Below are 17,738 nucleotides of genomic sequence, written 5' to 3' on the forward strand. Positions count from 1 at the left end.
GCCCTTGCAGCTTGGCGCCCATCCGTTACCATCGCCGCACGTTTTCGGGCACGCGCATAAATTAGAGAGGCCGGGATGTACATCTATCGCTTGGTCCTGCTCCTGGTAGTGGGGATTTACCTGTTCTCCCCGGCCATCATGGATTGGTGGATCGATGCCACGGGTGCCTGGTATCGGCCGTATCTGCTCTGGCTGATCCTGATTGTCGTGACCTTCATCCTGCAGAGCCAAAAAGATGCCGATGAGCTTTAGCCTGACCCAGATGATCCTGATCAGCGCCGCCTACCTGGCGGTGCTGTTCGGCGTAGCCTGGATCAGCGAACGAGGCATGATCCCCCGGGCGATCATCCGCCACCCGCTGACCTACACCCTGTCGCTGGGTGTCTATGCCAGCGCGTGGGCGTTCTATGGCACGGTCGGGCTGGCCTACCAATACGGCTATGGTTTCCTGTCCAGTTACCTGGGGGTGTCAGGGGCGTTCCTGCTGGCGCCAGTGTTGCTCTACCCGATCCTGAAAATCACCCGCACCTACCAACTGTCATCACTGGCCGACCTGTTCGCCTTTCGCTTTCGCAGCACTTGGGCCGGCGCGCTGACCACGATCTTCATGCTGGTCGGCGTGTTGCCGCTGCTGGCCCTGCAAATCCAGGCCGTGGCCGATTCCATCAGCATCCTGACCCGCGAGCCAGTACAGCACCGAGTGGCGTTGAGCTTCTGTGCGTTGATCATCCTGTTCACGATCTTCTTCGGCTCCCGGCACATCGCCACGCGGGAAAAACACGAAGGCCTGGTGTTTGCGATCGCCTTCGAGTCGGTGATCAAGCTGATCGCCATCGGCGGTGTCGGCCTCTATGCCTTGTACGGCGTGTTCGATGGCCCGCAGCAGCTTGAGCTCTGGCTGCTGCAGAACCAGACCGCCCTCGCCGCCCTGCACACGCCTTTGCAGGAAGGCCCGTGGCGCACGCTGTTGCTGGTGTTCTTCGCCTCGGCGATCGTGATGCCGCACATGTACCACATGACCTTTACCGAAAACCTCAACCCGCGCTCGCTGGTGAGCGCCAGTTGGGGCCTGCCGTTGTTCCTGCTGTTGATGAGCCTGGCGGTGCCGCTGATCCTCTGGGCCGGCCTGAAGCTGGGCGCCAGCACCAACCCGGAATACTTCACCCTCGGCATCGGCATCGCCGCCAACAGCAAGGCCCTGGCATTGCTGGCCTACGTCGGTGGCCTGTCGGCGGCCAGCGGCCTGATCATCGTCACCACCCTGGCCTTGTCGGGCATGGCCCTCAACCACCTGGTGCTGCCGCTCTACCAGCCGCCGGCTGAAGGCAACATCTATCGCTGGTTGAAGTGGACCCGACGGGCGTTGATCGTCGCGATCATCATGGCCGGCTACGGTTTTTACCTGATGCTCGGTGACGGGCAGGACCTGGCCAACCTGGGCATCGTCGCCTTCGTCGCCACCTTGCAGTTCCTGCCCGGCGTGCTGTCGGTGCTGTATTGGCCGACCGCCAACCGCCGCGGCTTCATCGCCGGCCTGCTGGCAGGAATCCTGGTGTGGCTGGTGGCGATGCTGTTGCCGCTGATGGGCAACCTGCAGGGCTTCTATATTCCGCTGCTGAACATGATCTACGTGCTCGACGACACCAGTTGGCACATGGCTGCCATCGCTTCCCTGGCGGCGAACGTGCTGATGTTCACCCTGATCTCGCTGTTCACCAACGCCAGCAGCGAAGAAGCCAGCGCCGCCGAGGCCTGTGCGGTGGACAACGTGCGTCGCCCGCAGCGCCGCGAGTTGCACGCCGCCTCACCCCAGGAATTCGCCACGCAACTGGCCAAGCCCTTGGGTGCCAAGGCCGCGCAAAAGGAAGTCGAACAGGCCCTGCGCGACCTCTACCTGCCCTTCGATGAACGCCGCCCATACGCCTTGCGTCGCCTGCGGGACCGGATCGAGGCCAACCTGTCCGGCCTGATGGGCCCCAGCGTGGCCCAGGACATGGTCGAGACGTTCCTGCCCTACAAGGCTGGCGGCGAGAACTATGTCACCGAAGACATCCACTTCATCGAAAGCCGCCTCGAGGATTACCATTCGCGCCTCACCGGCCTGGCCGCCGAACTGGACGCCTTGCGCCGTTACCACCGCCAGACCCTGCAGGAACTGCCGATGGGCGTGTGCTCCCTGGCCAAGGACCAGGAAATCCTGATGTGGAACAAGGCCATGGAAGAGCTCACCGGAATCGCCGCCCAGCGCGTGGTCGGTTCCCGCCTGAGCACCCTGGGCGAGCCGTGGAAAGGCTTGTTGCAAGGGTTCATCGACCTGCCGGACGAGCACTTGCACAAACAGCACCTGGCCCTCGACGGCCAGACCCGCTGGCTGAACCTGCACAAAGCGGCGATCGACGAACCGTTGGCGCCGGGTAACAGTGGCCTGGTGCTGCTGGTGGAAGACCTGACCGACACCCAAATGCTCGAAGACAAGCTGGTCCACTCCGAACGACTGGCAAGCATCGGTCGCCTGGCCGCCGGGGTGGCCCACGAAATCGGCAACCCGATCACCGGCATCGCCTGCCTGGCGCAGAACCTGCGCGAAGAGCGCGAGGACGACGGCGAGCTGACGGAAATCAGCGGGCAGATCCTCGAACAGACCAAGCGCGTGTCGCGCATCGTCCAGTCGCTGATGAGTTTCGCCCATGCTGGCGGCCACCAACACAATGACGAACCCGTCTGCCTGGCCGAGGTGGCCCAGGACGCTATTGGTCTGCTGGCCCTCAACCGGCGCAATTTCGAAGTGCAATTTTTCAACCTGTGCGACCCGGAGCACTGGGTCGATGGCGACCCCCAGCGGCTCGCCCAGGTGTTGATCAACCTGCTCTCCAACGCGCGGGACGCCTCACCGGCCGGCAGCGCGGTGCGGGTCAAGAGCGAAGCTTTCGAACACACGATCGACCTGATCGTCGAAGACGAAGGCAGCGGTATCCCACAGAACATCATGGACCGATTGTTCGAACCTTTCTTCACCACCAAGGATCCTGGCGAAGGCACCGGTCTGGGCCTCGCACTGGTCTATTCCATCGTTGAAGAGCATTATGGACAAATCACCATCGACAGCCCGGCCGATGTTCAGAGCCAACGCGGCACCCGTATCCGGGTGACCTTGCCGCGTCATGTCGAAGCGACGTCCGCTGTGAACTGAGACCGTCGAGAGAATCGAATCAATGCCGCACATTTTGATCGTCGAAGACGAAACAATTATCCGCTCCGCCTTGCGCCGCCTGCTGGAACGCAACCAGTACCAGGTCAGCGAAGCCGGTTCAGTGCAGGAAGCACAAGAACGTTTCAGCATCCCCACGTTCGACCTGATCGTCAGCGACCTGCGCCTGCCTGGCGCCCCGGGCACCGAACTGATCAAGCTCGGCCAGGGCACGCCGGTGCTGATCATGACCAGCTACGCCAGCCTGCGCTCGGCGGTCGACTCCATGAAAATGGGCGCGGTGGACTACATCGCCAAACCGTTCGACCACGACGAGATGCTCCAGGCCGTGGCCCGCATCCTGCGGGATCGACAGGCGGCCACCAGCAATCCTGCGGAACCCGTCGGCAAGGCCAGCGCCTCGGCGAAAGCCGGCGCCAGCAACAATAACGGCGAAATCGGCATCATTGGCTCCTGCCCGCCCATGCAGGACCTGTACGGCAAGATCCGCAAAGTCGCGCCGACCGACTCCAATGTCCTGATCCAGGGCGAGTCCGGCACCGGCAAGGAATTGGTGGCCCGTGCCCTGCACAACCTGTCGCGCCGGGCCAAGGCACCGATGATTTCTGTGAACTGCGCGGCGATTCCGGAAAGCCTGATCGAGTCCGAACTGTTCGGTCACGAGAAGGGCGCGTTCACCGGCGCCAGCGCCGGGCGTGCCGGGCTGGTGGAAGCGGCGGACGGAGGTACGTTGTTCCTCGATGAAATCGGCGAGCTGCCATTGGAAGCCCAGGCGCGGTTGCTGCGGGTGCTCCAGGAAGGCGAAATCCGCCGGGTCGGCTCGGTGCAGTCGCAAAAGGTCGATGTCCGCCTGATCGCGGCCACCCACCGTGACCTCAAGAGCCTGGCGAAAATCGGCCAATTCCGCGAAGACTTGTACTACCGCTTGCACGTGATCGCCTTGAAGCTCCCTGCCCTGCGCGAGCGTGGCGCCGACGTCAATGAAATCGCCCAGGCGTTTCTGGCCCGCCAGAGCGCGCGGGTCAACCGCACCGACCTCAAGTTCGCCCCGGACGCCGAGCAGGCCATTCGTCATTACGCCTGGCCGGGTAACGTTCGAGAGCTGGAAAACGCGGTCGAGCGGGCGGTGATCCTGTGCGAGAGCCCGGAAATTTCCGCCGACCTGCTGGGCATCGATATCGAGCTCAGTGACCTGGACGACGAAGAATTCATCGGCCTGGCCCCGCAACAGGGCGGCGGCGCCAACAACACCAGCCACGAACCTACCGAAGACCTGTCCCTGGAGGATTACTTCCAGCACTTCGTCCTCGAGCACCAGGACCACATGACCGAAACCGAACTGGCACGCAAGCTGGGCGTCAGCCGCAAGTGCCTGTGGGAACGTCGTCAGCGCCTAGGGATTCCACGACGCAAGACTGGAGCGACCAGCGAAAGCTGAGGTGTGGGGGTAACACCACTGAATGTGAAAAAACTGTTACCCCAGTCTTTTTCACGTAACAGAAGCCGGGGCTTACGGTAACGAAACCCCGGCTTTTTTTCGCCCCGGAAAAATGGCTATAACCCTAGAACCCCCGGTTTCGTTGGGTCTCGCAAAAGTTGGCACGCACCCTGCTATAGCTTTGGTACAAGAACAATAACAAGCAATGCAAAAGACAATAAAAATAAGACGAATCGACTCACGCACAATAAAAACAAGACGGCGAGAGGCGCAGCTAACTGATTCTTTTGGAGAGGCGTTGTATTTGGGGCTTGCCCCACAACCAGGCCGAGAACAATAAAAACTGTCTCAAGACAGGTGCCTGAACTGGTTGGATCGATTGATCACTGCAACACAGCGACCAAAGCAATCCGTTTGCTCTTGGCTCCCGATTGGGAGGGTCACGAAGGGAAAACCTCGTGGCGCGGGCACTCAACAAAAACAAGAAGCCCGAAACCAATAATAAAAACAGAGCACGCAACTAATTCTGGGGGAGCTTCGGCTCCCCTTGTGGTTTCTGTCGTCCCGCCTTCCCCGCAGCCTACATGCCTGTCGCTGAAAGCTTGCAGCCCAAAACTCCTCTGTCCTACACCATCCCTCGACTAAATGCTAGAATCCCCGCCCATCATGCGGTCATTCTTCGTTTTTGGCCGAACATTCCTTCAAACAGTGCATCCCATGCTGAAGAAGCTGTTCCAGTCATTCCGTTCTCCCTTGCGTCGTACGCAACACATTCGCAGCACGCCTGAAGTGCTCAACAGCGGCCAGCATTCACTGCAAAAGGCCCAGTTCAGCCGTTATGCGGTGAACATCGTCGAACGTTTGCAGAACGCCGGCTACCAGGCTTACCTGGTCGGTGGCTGCGTGCGCGACATGCTGCTCAACATCACTCCCAAGGATTTCGACGTTGCCACCAGCGCCACGCCGGAACAGATACGGGCCGAGTTTCGCAACGCCCGGATCATTGGCCGGCGCTTCAAGCTGGTCCATATCCATTTCGGCCGCGAAATCATCGAAGTGGCGACTTTCCGGGCCAATCACCCGCAGAGCGATGAAGAGGAAGACAGCAACCAGTCTTCCCGCAACGAGAGCGGGCGCATCCTGCGCGACAACGTCTACGGCACGCTGGAAGAAGACGCGCAACGCCGCGACTTCACCATCAATGCCCTGTATTACGATCCGGTCAGCGAACGCATCCTCGATTACGCCAACGGCGTACACGACATCCGCAATCGCCTGATCCGCCTGATCGGCGATCCCAAGCAACGCTACCAGGAAGACCCGGTGCGGATGCTGCGGGCCGTGCGTTTTGCCGCCAAGCTGGATTTCGGCATCGAAAAACACAGCGCCACGCCGATTCGCGAACTGGCGCCGATGTTGCGAGAGATCCCCTCGGCCCGTCTGTTCGAGGAAGTGCTCAAGCTGTTCCTGTCGGGCAACGCGGCAGATACCTTCGAGATGCTGGTGGACTTGCAGTTGTTCGATCCGCTGTTTCCGGCCAGTGCCGAGGCCTTGGAGCACAATCCGACCTATACCCACACCTTGATCAGCGAAGCACTGATCAACACCGACCTGCGCATCAAGCAGAACAAGCCGGTAACACCGGCGTTCCTGTTCGCCGCCCTGCTCTGGCCTGCCCTGCCGGCCCGGGTGCTACGCCTGCAAGACCGTGGCATGCCGCCGATCCCGGCGATGCAGGAAGCCGCCCACGAGCTGATCGCCGAACAGTGCCAGCGCATCGCCATTCCAAAACGCTTCACGATGCCGATCCGCGAGATCTGGGACATGCAGGAGCGCCTGCCACGACGCAGCGGCAAACGTGCCGACCTGCTGCTGGACAACCCGCGGTTCCGCGCCGGCTACGACTTCCTCCTGCTGCGTGAAAGCGCAGGCGAGCAGACCGATGGCTTGGGCGAATGGTGGACCGATTACCAGGACGCCAACGACAGCGAGCGTCGCGACATGATTCGCGAGCTCAGCGGCAAGGATGATGGCGCCAGCGGCCCACGCAAGCGTCGTCGCAGCAGCGGTGCCAAGCGTAAACGGGCCAGTGAACCGAGCGCTTCGGGCGAATAATCGATGGAACGCATCTACATCGGCATGGGCAGCAACCTCGCCGAACCCGCCGAACAATTGCGCAGCGCCGTCCAGGCGCTGGCGCAGTTGCCTGACACGCAACTGGTAGGTGTCTCGGCGTTTTATCAAAGCGATTCCCTGCTCCCCGGCCAGCCGCGCTACACCAACGCGGTGGCAGCGCTGGACAGCCGCCTGGCACCGCTGGACCTGCTCGATGCGCTGCAAGCCATCGAAACCGGACAGGGTCGCGAACGCCTCGAACGTTGGGGGCCGCGCACCTTGGACCTGGACATCCTGCTGTTCGGTGATCGCCTGATCGACGAGCCACGCCTCAAGGTTCCCCACTACCACATGCAGGCCCGGGCCTTTGTGCTCTACCCACTGGCCGAACTGGCCTCCGCCGACCTGCGCCTGGCCGATGGGCGCCTGCTCGAGGATCTCCTTGCGGCGTGCCCATTCGTCGGCCTGGAACGCTTGCCTCCAAACTGATGCAGCCTAAGGGAGCCCCTGGCCTGAAGATGTCGACTGTTAGATCGCCTTCGCGAGCAAGCCCGCTCCCACAGTAGATCTGTGTGGTACACAAAGTTTGTGTCCGCTGAAGATCCAATGTGGGAGCGGGCTTGCTCGCGAAGAGGCCCGCAGGTCCAGCATCATCAGCAACTGACACCCCATCCCAAGCTGAAACGCATCAGTCACCTCGGTAACACCCGGCGGTAACACATCCAATTGACTTCCCGAGTGCTCCTCACGACTATAGGCGTCCCGTCGCCGCCAACGCGGCGCTAATGGGCGTAATCCAGGCCTTACAAGCACCACGCATAGAAGGTGCGCCTGAATTTGAGCGCCTAATGAGGACTTTTTCATGCCAGCTATTACCCTGACCACGCTGCAAGGTCTCAAGCAAAAAGGTGAAAAAATCACCATGCTGACCTGCTATGACGCAACCTTCGCCCACGCCTGCAACGAGGCCGGTGTCGAAGTGCTGCTGGTGGGCGATTCCCTCGGCATGGTGCTGCAAGGTCACGACAGCACGCTGCCGGTGACCACCGCCGAGATGGCCTACCATGTGGCCGCCGTCAAACGTGGTAACACCGATGCGCTGATTCTCGCCGACCTGCCGTTCATGGCCTACGCCACCCTCGAGCAAACCATGACCAACAGCGCCATGCTGATGCAGGCCGGTGCCCACATGGTGAAGGTCGAAGGCGCGTTGTGGCTGGCCGATTCGATTCGGCTACTGGCCGAGCGAGGCATTCCAGTGTGCGCGCACCTGGGCCTGACTCCCCAAGCGGTGAATATCCTCGGCGGCTACAAGGTCCAGGGCCGCAATGAGAACCAGGCGCGGCAAATGCGCGCCGATGCGATTGCCCTGGAGCAGGCGGGCGCGGCGATGTTGCTGCTCGAATGCGTGCCCAGCGAGCTGGCTGAAGAAATCACCCATGCGGTGAAGATTCCAGTGATCGGAATCGGCGCCGGCAGCGCTACCGACGGCCAGGTACTGGTGCTGCACGACATGCTCGGATTATCGATCACCGGGCGCGTGCCCAAGTTCGTCAAGAACTTCATGGCTGGGCAAGCCTCTATCCACGGCGCCTTGAGTGCCTACGTCGCTGAAGTCAAGGCGGCGACCTTCCCGGGCACCGAACACGGGTTTTCTGCATGAACACCGTCAAAACCGTACGCGAACTGCGGGCCGCCGTGGCCCGTGCCCGCGGCGAAGGCAAGCGCATTGCCTTCGTGCCAACCATGGGCAACCTGCACAGCGGGCATGTGGCGTTGGTCACCAAGGCTGCGCAACGGGCCGACTTCGTGGTGGCGAGCATTTTCGTCAACCCGCTGCAATTCGGCGCCGGCGAAGATTTGGACAAATATCCCCGCACCCTGGCGGCCGACCAGGAAAAACTGCTCCAGGCCGGCTGCCACTTGCTGTTCGCCCCCAGCGTCGAAGAGATGTACCCCGACGGCATGACCGGACAAACCCGGGTCAGCGTTCCGCAATTGTCCGAAGGCTTGTGCGGCGCCAGCCGTCCCGGGCATTTCGAGGGTGTGGCGACGGTGGTCAGCAAACTGTTCAACATGGTCCAGCCTGACCTGGCGGTGTTTGGCCAGAAAGATTTCCAGCAACTGGCGGTGATCCGCGCCCTGGTCCATGACCTGAACATGCCGATCCAGATCATCGGCGAGCCGACCGTTCGCGCCGAAGACGGCCTGGCGCTGTCGTCACGCAACGGTTTCCTCAGCCCGGACCAACGCGCCGTCGCGCCCGTGGTCTATCGCGCCCTGAACCAGATCGCCGAGGCGATCAAGCAGGGTCAGCGGGATTTCCCGGCGCTGATCGGCGCGCAGCTGAAGCAACTCGAAGCCGCCGGCCTGCGTCCCGACTATCTGGAAATCCGTCACGCCAAGACCTTGCGTCCGGCGTCGAGCGAGGACCGCGATCTGGTGATTCTGGTCGCGGCCTTCCTGGGCACCACGCGCCTGATCGACAATCTGCATCTGGATCTCGACACGCCCGCCTGAAGCCTCCCTTGTGGGAGCAGGAGCCTGTGGGAGCAAAGCTTGCTCGCGATAGCGATCTGACAGTCGACATAGGCGTTGAATGTGACCGCGTCATCGCGAGCAAGCTTTGCTCCCAAAAGGCTCACACAGCAATTCAGTTTGCCCCGCAAGGGCTCATCGCGTTTCCGCCTGTCGGCCCCTTCCCACCCCCGTTGTATAAAAAAGTACCGGGAACCAGTCAGACAAAGTCAAGACAGATCGCAACGCGAGGTTTACTGTAGTCGCCCTGTGTCTGGCGATCGTGTCGATGCAGTGTCCGGACGCCCACCTCGAGCCGCGCCGGAATTTTTCGTGTACAAAAGGTCGTTCAAGTAAAAAGGAAACCCGCAGCGATGGCGTATTACCGAACCCCTCATGACGTGACCGCTCTGCCAGCCTGGCAAGCGCTGAATGACCACCGCAAAGCCATGCAGGATTTCAGCATGCGCGAAGCGTTCAATGCCGATCCGCAGCGTTTCACACAATTCACCCTGTCGAGCTGCGGTCTGTTTCTCGACTACTCGAAAAACCTGATCAACGCCCAGACCCGCGACCTGCTGGTGGGCCTGGCCAACGAAGTCGACCTCAAGGGCGCGATCAAGGCGCTGTTCGAAGGCGAAATTGTCAACGCCTCGGAAAACCGCCCTGCCCTGCACACCGCCCTGCGTCGGCCGGTGGGGGACAAATTGCTGGTCAACGGCGTCAACGTGATGCCGGACGTGCACAAAGTGCTGAACCAGATCACTGACCTGGTCGGCCGCATTCACGACGGCCTGTGGCGCGGCTACACCGAAAAGCCCATCACCGACGTGGTGAACATCGGCATCGGTGGTTCCTTCCTCGGCCCGCAGTTGGTGTCCGAAGCGCTGTTGTCCTACACGCACAAAGGCGTTCGCTGCCACTACCTGGCAAACATCGATGGCAGCGAATTCCACGAACTGACCATGAAACTGCGCGCCGAAACCACGCTGTTCATCGTCTCGTCGAAATCGTTCAACACCCTCGAAACCCTGAAGAACGCCCAGGCCGCCCGCGCCTGGTACCTGGCCCAGGGTGGTTCCGAAGCGGAGCTGTATCGCCACTTTATCGCCGTTTCGAGCAACAACGCCGCCGCCGTGGCCTTCGGCATCCGTGAAGAAAACATCTTCCCGATGTGGGACTGGGTCGGCGGTCGTTACTCGCTGTGGTCGGCCATCGGCCTGCCGATCGCCCTGGCCATCGGCATGTCGAACTTCAAGGAATTGTTGTCCGGCGCCTATTCCATGGACCAGCATTTCCAGAGCGCCCCATTCGAGCAGAACATGCCGGTGCTGCTGGCGCTGCTGGGCGTGTGGTACGGCAACTTCTGGGGCGCGCAGAGCCATGCGATCCTGCCGTACGACCACTACCTGCGTAACATCACCAAACATTTGCAGCAGTTGGACATGGAATCCAACGGCAAGAGCGTGCGTCAGGACGGTACCCCGGTGTCGACCGACACGGGCCCGGTCATCTGGGGCGGCGTTGGCTGCAACGGCCAGCACGCCTACCACCAGTTGCTGCACCAGGGCACCCAGTTGATCCCGGCCGACTTCATCGTGCCGATCGTCAGCTTCAACCCGGTTGCCGACCATCACCAGTGGCTGTACGCCAACTGCCTGTCCCAGAGCCAGGCACTGATGCTGGGCAAGACCCGCGCCGAGGCCGAAGCCGAGCTGCGGGACAAGGGCGCCAGCGAAGAAGAGGTGCAGAAACTGGCCTCCCACAAGGTGATCCCGGGCAACCGCCCAAGCAACACCCTGGTAGTCGAACGCATCAGCCCACGACGCCTCGGCGCACTGGTGGCGCTGTATGAGCACAAAGTGTTCGTGCAGAGCGTGGTCTGGGGCATCAACGCCTTCGACCAATGGGGCGTGGAGCTGGGCAAGGAACTGGGCAAGGGCGTCTACAACCGCCTGGTAGGCAGCGAAGAAAACCCGGCCGAAGATGCCTCGACCCAAGGTTTGATCAACTACTTCCGCGGGCGTCATCGCGGCTGATCCCTGGGTTTGCATTCCTCCTGTGGGAGCGGGCTTGCTCGCGAAGACGGTGTGTCAGTTGCCATTAATGTGTCTGACACACCGCTTTCGCGAGCAAGCCCGCTCCCACACGGGCTCCATGAACAACTTGAACTGAATATTCACTGGGCGCATCTTTATATCTTGTCGCAAAACAAGAATAAGGAACCGTCATGTTCGATATCAGCCAGTACCCCCACGCCGATGCCGTCCGCCGGGCTGCGCAACTGAGTCAGGACGAGTACAAGCGGCTCTACAAGGAATCCATCGAACACCCCAGCGCCTTCTGGGCCGAGCAGGCCACGCGCTTTCTCGACTGGATGACACCCTGGCAAACCGTCCAGCGCTATGACCTCAAGAACGGCGACGCGACCTGGTTCGCCGGCGGCAAGCTGAACGTCAGCGCCAATTGCATCGACCGTCACCTGGACGCACGGGGCGACCAGATCGCGATCATCTGGGAAGGCGACGACCCTGCCGAATCGGCGCAAATTACCTACAAGAAACTCCACAATCATGTCTGCCGCCTGGCCAATGTGCTGAAAAGTCGTGGCGTGAAGAAAGGCGATCGGGTCTGCATCTACATGCCGATGATCCCCGAGGCCGCCTACGCCATGCTCGCCTGCACCCGCATCGGCGCGGTGCATTCGGTGGTGTTCGGCGGCTTTTCGCCAGACTCCCTGCGCGACCGGATTCTCGACGCCGATTGCCGCACCGTGATCACCGCTGACGAGGGCGTACGCGGCGGGCGCTTCATACCGCTCAAGCGCAACGTCGACAAGGCCCTGGATAGCTGCCCGAACGTCAGCACCGTGCTGGTGGTCGAGCGCACCCAGGGCGAAGTGGACTGGGTGGAAGGTCGTGACCTCTGGTATCACCAGGCCATGCACGACATCAGCGACGATTGCCCGCCCGAACCGATGGACGCCGAAGACCCGCTGTTCATCCTCTATACCTCAGGCAGTACCGGCAAACCCAAGGGCGTGCTGCACACCACCGGCGGCTATCTGCTGCAAGCGGCGATGACGTTCAGGTACGTGCTCGACTACCGCGACAACGAGGTGTTCTGGTGCACCGCCGACGTCGGCTGGGTCACCGGCCACAGCTACATTGTCTATGGCCCGCTGGCGAACGGCGCCACCACGCTGATCTTCGAGGGCGTGCCGAGCCACCCCACCAGTTCGCGTTTCTGGCAGGTGATCGACAAGCATCAGGTCAATATCTTCTACACCGCGCCGACCGCCCTGCGCGCGTTGATGCGTGAAGGAGCCGGACCGTTGCAGGAAACGTCCCGCAAAAGCCTGCGATTGCTCGGCAGCGTCGGCGAGCCGATCAACCCGGAGGCGTGGGAATGGTATTTCAACGTGGTCGGCGAACAGCGCTGCCCGATTGTCGATACTTGGTGGCAGACCGAAACCGGCGGCATCATGCTCAGCCCGTTGGTCAGTGCCCCACGGCTCAAGCCAGGCTGCGCCACACGGCCGATGTTCGGCGTGCAACCGGTCTTGCTGGATGAGGTGGGCAAGGAAATCAACGGTGCCGGCAGCGGTGTGCTGGCGATCAAATCCAGTTGGCCAGGGCAGATTCGCAGTGTCTACGGCGACCATCAACGCATGGTCGACACCTACTTCAAGCCCTACCCGGGTTATTACTTCACCGGTGACGGCGCGCGCCGCGACGAAGACGGCGACTACTGGATCACCGGGCGCATCGACGATGTGATCAACGTCTCCGGGCATCGCATTGGCACCGCCGAGGTGGAAAGCGCCCTGGTGTTGCATGACAGCATCGCCGAAGCCGCCGTGGTCGGTTACCCCCACGACCTCAAGGGCCAGGGCATCTATGCGTTTGTCACGCCGATGAACGGTGTGGAGGCCAATGATGAGCTGAAGAAGGAATTGTTGGCTCACGTCAGCAAGGAAATCGGCAGCTTCGCCAAGCCGGAGCTGATCCAGTGGGCGCCGGCGTTGCCCAAGACCCGCTCGGGCAAGATCATGCGGCGCATCCTGCGCAAGATCGCCTGCAACGAGCTCGATAGCCTTGGCGACACCTCGACCCTGGCCGATCCAAGCGTGGTGGAGGGGTTGATCGACAAGCGGCTGAATCGCTAGGCCAAACAAAAGAACCTGTGGCGAGGGAGCTTGCTCCCGCTGGACCGGGCTGGCGCTCCAGTGCGTAGCACTCCCAAAAATCATAGGGCCGCTGCGCAGCCCAGCGGGAGCAAGCTCCCTCGCCACAGGACGGTGTCTAGCTCGTAACCTTGTGCAACCTAAAACCCCATCCTTCATAACTGCTAAACTCCCGCGCCTCATTTCTCTAAGGCGCGCCCGGCATGTCTTCCTTGAATCAGGCGCTGCGCGCCGCCCTCGACCAGCGCCAGGAACTGCTCGGCCAACTGCACCAGCAAGGCACCGACTGCTATCGCCTGTTCCATGGCAGCCAGGAAGGCGCGCCCGGCCTGACCATCGACCGCTATGGCCCGCAACTGCTGGTGCAGAGCTTCCACCAGTCGCTGGAACGCGACGACCTGCTGCAATTGCACGGCATCGTCAACGAACGCCTGGGCCTGGAGACCCTGTTGGTCTACAACGACCGCGCCCGGGGCAATTCCCGCGTCGACCGCCAGGACACCGTCTATCAGGCGGACGAAGCCGCCCTGCAAGACTTGGTCGGGCATGAGTGGGGCTTGAATTATCGTGTCCGCGGCCGCCATGCCGGGCAGGATCCCCTGCTGTTTCTCGACCTGCGCAATGCCCGGGGCTGGGTCAAGGCCCACAGCCGCGGCAAAAGCGTGTTGAACCTGTTTGCCTACACTTGCGGCGTCGGCCTGAGCGCCGCCGGGGGTGGCGCGCGTGAAGTGTGCAACCTGGACTTCGCCGAAGGCAACCTGGCGGTGGGCCGTGAAAACGGCCTGCTCAACCCCGATTTGCAGCCCATGGAATTCGTGCAGTCGGATTACTTCCCGGCGATTCGCCAATTGGCCGGCCTGCCCATCAGCCAGCGTCGCGGGCAAAAACTGCCCAGCTATGTGCGCCTGGAGCAACGCCAGTACGACCTGGTGCTCCTCGACCCACCGGCCTGGGCCAAAAGTGCGTTCGGCACCGTCGATCTGTTGCGCGACTACCAAAGCCTGCTGAAACCGGCGCTGCTCACCACCGCTGACAATGGTGTACTGATCTGCTGCAACAACCTGGCAAAAGTGCCCATGGATGACTGGCGCGAGCAGGTGTTGCGCTGTGCGGAAAAAGCCGGCCGCCCGGTGCGCGACTGGAGCGTGCTGACCCCAGGCAGCGACTTTCCCTCCCTGGATCAGCAACCGCCGCTCAAGACGCTGATCCTCCAGCTCTAGGCCCCGGACTGATTCTCACAGGGAAACCAGATAAATCTCATAAATCACAGTGGCTTCGGAACCGTAAACGCATGCCATACTCCAAGGCACTCCGAATTCACACCTAGATGAAGCCGCACATGCCCAAAGGATTGATTCGCGCTATCGGCGCCCTGTTGACCGCACTGGCCCTCTACAGCCTGTTGGGTTTCCTGATTCTGCCAGGCATTGCCTTGCGCATCGCCAACCAGCAATTGGCCGCCCTTGCGACAGTACCGGCCCAGATCCAGCGCATCGAACTCAATCCCTTCAGCCTTGAAGTCACCCTCTGGGGCTTGAACATCGGCGAACCGGGCAAAGAGCAAGTCGGCTTCGAACGGCTGTACGCCAATTTGCAACTCGACAGCCTGTGGTCCGGCGCCTTGCACCTGGTCGACATCGAGCTGGACAAGCCCAAGACCGAAGTTGTGTTCACCAAGGACGGTCAGCTAAACCTGCTGGGCCTGTTCAAGCTACCGGCCAGCGAACCGACGCCCGCCGATCCCGAGGCCAAACCTTTTCCGCTGCGGGTCGATCGAATCAAGTTGGCTGGCGGTTACGTGCATTTCCAGGACCTGCGTCCCAGCGAGCCCATCGAGTTCCTGTACGACACCCTCGATTTCGAGCTGAAGAACCTCAGCACCCTGCCCGACGACAACGCCGACATGACCTTGGTGGCCGCCGGCCCCGAGGGCGGGCAGATCGACTGGACCGGCAATTTCAGCCTCTCGCCAATTGCTTCCCAGGGTACGCTCAAAGTCACTGGTGGCCAGATGAAAGCCTGGTGGCCCTATGTGCGCGACGCGGTGCCGCTGGTGTTGGAAAACGGCGTCCTGAACCTCAGCACCGACTACAAGCTCAACTTGGCCAAAGGCACCGAACTGCTGCTCAGCAACGTCGCGGTCAGTGTCGCGCCCTTCGCCATCAAGGCCCCCGATGGCCGTCCATTGGTGAAACTCGAGCGCCTGGATGTCAGCGAAACCACGGTAGACCTGGCCAAGCAGCAAGTGGTGGTGGGCAAGATCCGTAGCCAGAAGCTGGAAACCTGGGCCGCTCGCGAGGCAGACGGGCAGCTGGACTGGCAGAAACTCTTCGCCAGCCAGCCGGCCAAACCGCAGGTCAAGGCTGAACCGGCATCCGCCCCGGCGGCAGCCGACTCGCCAAAACCTGAACCGGCACCACCGAGCCAACCGTGGCAGGTGCTGTTGAAGGACGTGCAACTGCGCGACTACCACGTGCACCTGGCCGACCGCCAGGCGCAGCCTGCCGTGGCACTGGAAGTCGGCCCACTGAACCTCGACCTGCAGAACTACGACACCCTCAACGGCTCGCCCTTTACCCTCAAGCTCGACACCGGGCTGGGCAAGCAGGGCAAGATCCTGGCCGACGGCGAGGTCAACCTCAACCCGATCAGCGCCAGGCTCAAGGTCAAGACCCAGGACATCGACCTGCGCGTCGCCCAGGCGTACATCAACCCGTTCATTCGCCTGGAGCTGCGCTCCGGGATGCTCGGCAGCGACCTGGCGGTCGACCTCAAGAGCACCGAACCGCTGGCCTTTGCGGTCACCGGCACCGCCCAGGTCGACCAGTTGCACACCCTCGACACCCTCAAGACCCGTGATTTCCTCAAGTGGCAGAAGCTGGTTCTCGAAGGCCTCAACTACCAGCACGGCGACAGCCTGTCCATCGACAAGGTCAACCTGTTCCAGCCTTACGCGCGGTTCATGATCAATGACGACCGCACCACCAACGTCGATGACCTGCTGATTCCGCAACCGGCCGACAGTGGCGCGAAGAACACCGCGGCCAAACCGGCGGCCCAGGAAAAACCGCTGGGCATCCACATCGGCGGCGTCGCCATCAATGACGGTTCGGCCAACTTCGCCGACTTCAGCCTCACGCCGAACTTCGCCACGGCCATCCAGCAACTCAATGGCCAGATCGGCACCATCGACAGCCGCCAGGCCAAACCGGCCAGCGTGGACATCAAGGGCAAGGTCGACCGTTACGCGCCCGTCACCATCAAGGGCGCGGTCAACCCTTTCGATCCGATGGCCAGCCTCGACATCGCCACCAGCTTCAAGCGGGTCGAGCTGACTACCCTGACGCCCTACTCCGGCAAGTTCGCCGGCTATCGCATCCGCAAGGGTCGACTCAATCTCGACCTGCATTACCGCATCACCAAGGGCCAGCTCCAGGCGGACAACAAGGTGGTGGTCGAGCAATTGCAGTTGGGGGAAAAAGTCGACAGCCCGGACGCCGTGAGCCTGCCGCTGAAACTGGCCATCGCGCTGCTCAAGGACTCCGAGGGCAAGATCTCCATCGAACTGCCGGTCAGCGGCAACCTCAACGATCCACAATTCAGCGTCATGCCGATCGTCTGGCAGACCCTGCGCAACCTGGTGGTCCGCGCGGCCCAGGCGCCGTTCAAGCTCATTGGTGGACTGGTGGCCGGCGGCGGTTCTGAAGACCTGGGCAGCGTCGCATTTGCGCCGGGCTCCAGCGATCTGAGCAAGGATAACGAAGGCACGCTGCTCAAACTCTCCGAAGCCTTGGCCAAACGGCCCGAGCTGCGCCTGGAGATCGAGGGTACCGCCGCCGAAAGCAGCGACGGGCCATTGCTCGCGGCCCAGCGGCTGGAGCGCGAATACCAGTACAACTACTACAAGATGCTCCAGCGTCGGGGTGACAAGGTTCCGGCCCAGGCTTCGCTGATAGAGGTGCCCGAGGATGAAAAGGCACCGCTGCTCGAAGGCATCTACCGCACGCGCCTCAAGACCCAGCCGCCGGCCGAATGGACGCAACTGGATAAAACGGCGCGCATCGAGAAACTGCGCGAAGGCGTGATCAAGTTCTGGAGCGGCAGCGACGTGCTGTTGCGCCAACTGGGACAGGAACGGGCCAGCAGCATCAAGGATTTCCTGGTGGACAAAGGTCAGTTGGCTGACGACCGCGTGTATTTCATCGACGCCAGCCTCGGCCAGGCCGAAAGCGATGGCCGGGTGGTCACGCCTATGCATCTGGATGCCGAATAAG

General features: G+C 61.8%; 11 protein-coding genes. All 11 read left to right on the forward strand.

Annotated features, from left to right (window positions below; translation table 11 throughout):
* Window positions 1–75 precede the first annotated feature (75 nt).
* The 11 genes from HU767_RS20885 (at window position 76) to HU767_RS20935 (ending at window position 17,737) form a co-directional block, all read left to right on the forward strand.
* Entirely contained in the window at window positions 76–252 is a 177-nt protein-coding gene (locus tag HU767_RS20885) for a hypothetical protein (RefSeq protein WP_003176118.1), read from the forward strand.
* Complete coding sequence (locus HU767_RS20890) at window positions 236–3,190, forward strand: sensor histidine kinase (protein WP_186709097.1); 2,955 nt, start codon at window positions 236–238, stop codon at window positions 3,188–3,190. Before HU767_RS20885 ends, HU767_RS20890 begins: the two co-directional genes overlap by 17 nt.
* A gap of 22 nt (window positions 3,191–3,212) precedes the next feature.
* Window positions 3,213–4,646: a sigma-54 dependent transcriptional regulator gene (locus HU767_RS20895; RefSeq protein WP_186709094.1), complete on the forward strand. Its 1,434-nt coding sequence runs from the start codon at window positions 3,213–3,215 to the stop codon at window positions 4,644–4,646.
* Window positions 4,647–5,363: 717 nt separating this feature from the next.
* Entirely contained in the window at window positions 5,364–6,761 is a 1,398-nt protein-coding gene (locus HU767_RS20900) for a polynucleotide adenylyltransferase PcnB (RefSeq protein ID WP_186709091.1), read from the forward strand.
* Between the two features lie 3 nt (window positions 6,762–6,764).
* Window positions 6,765–7,250 carry a 2-amino-4-hydroxy-6-hydroxymethyldihydropteridine diphosphokinase gene (gene folK, locus HU767_RS20905; RefSeq protein WP_186730368.1) on the forward strand — a complete coding sequence of 162 codons (486 nt, stop codon included), beginning with the start codon at window positions 6,765–6,767 and terminating at the stop codon, window positions 7,248–7,250.
* A gap of 373 nt (window positions 7,251–7,623) precedes the next feature.
* The gene (panB, locus tag HU767_RS20910; RefSeq protein ID WP_186730369.1) at window positions 7,624–8,424 is read left to right on the forward strand and encodes a 3-methyl-2-oxobutanoate hydroxymethyltransferase; all 801 of its coding nucleotides are present in this window, start codon (window positions 7,624–7,626) and stop codon (window positions 8,422–8,424) included.
* Window positions 8,421–9,281, forward strand: a complete 861-nt coding sequence (gene panC, locus HU767_RS20915; RefSeq protein ID WP_186709083.1) for a pantoate--beta-alanine ligase — start codon at window positions 8,421–8,423, stop codon at window positions 9,279–9,281. The genes panB and panC overlap by 4 nt, the downstream gene beginning before the upstream one ends.
* A gap of 371 nt (window positions 9,282–9,652) precedes the next feature.
* On the forward strand, window positions 9,653–11,317 hold the full coding sequence (pgi, locus tag HU767_RS20920; protein WP_186709079.1) for a glucose-6-phosphate isomerase: 1,665 nt from the start codon (window positions 9,653–9,655) through the stop codon (window positions 11,315–11,317).
* Window positions 11,318–11,508: 191 nt separating this feature from the next.
* Window positions 11,509–13,446 (forward strand): acetate--CoA ligase, encoded by a 1,938-nt coding sequence (acs, locus tag HU767_RS20925; protein ID WP_186730370.1) that lies wholly within the window; start codon window positions 11,509–11,511, stop codon window positions 13,444–13,446.
* Between the two features lie 221 nt (window positions 13,447–13,667).
* The gene (locus tag HU767_RS20930) at window positions 13,668–14,684 is read left to right on the forward strand and encodes a class I SAM-dependent methyltransferase (RefSeq protein WP_186730371.1); all 1,017 of its coding nucleotides are present in this window, start codon (window positions 13,668–13,670) and stop codon (window positions 14,682–14,684) included.
* A 119-nt stretch (window positions 14,685–14,803) separates the two neighbouring features.
* Entirely contained in the window at window positions 14,804–17,737 is a 2,934-nt protein-coding gene (locus tag HU767_RS20935) for a DUF748 domain-containing protein (protein WP_186709070.1), read from the forward strand.
* The last annotated feature ends 1 nt before the right edge of the window (window position 17,738 follow it).

This window comes from Pseudomonas sp. SWRI179 (assembly GCF_014268705.1).
GTDB lineage: Bacteria > Pseudomonadota > Gammaproteobacteria > Pseudomonadales > Pseudomonadaceae > Aquipseudomonas > Aquipseudomonas zanjanensis.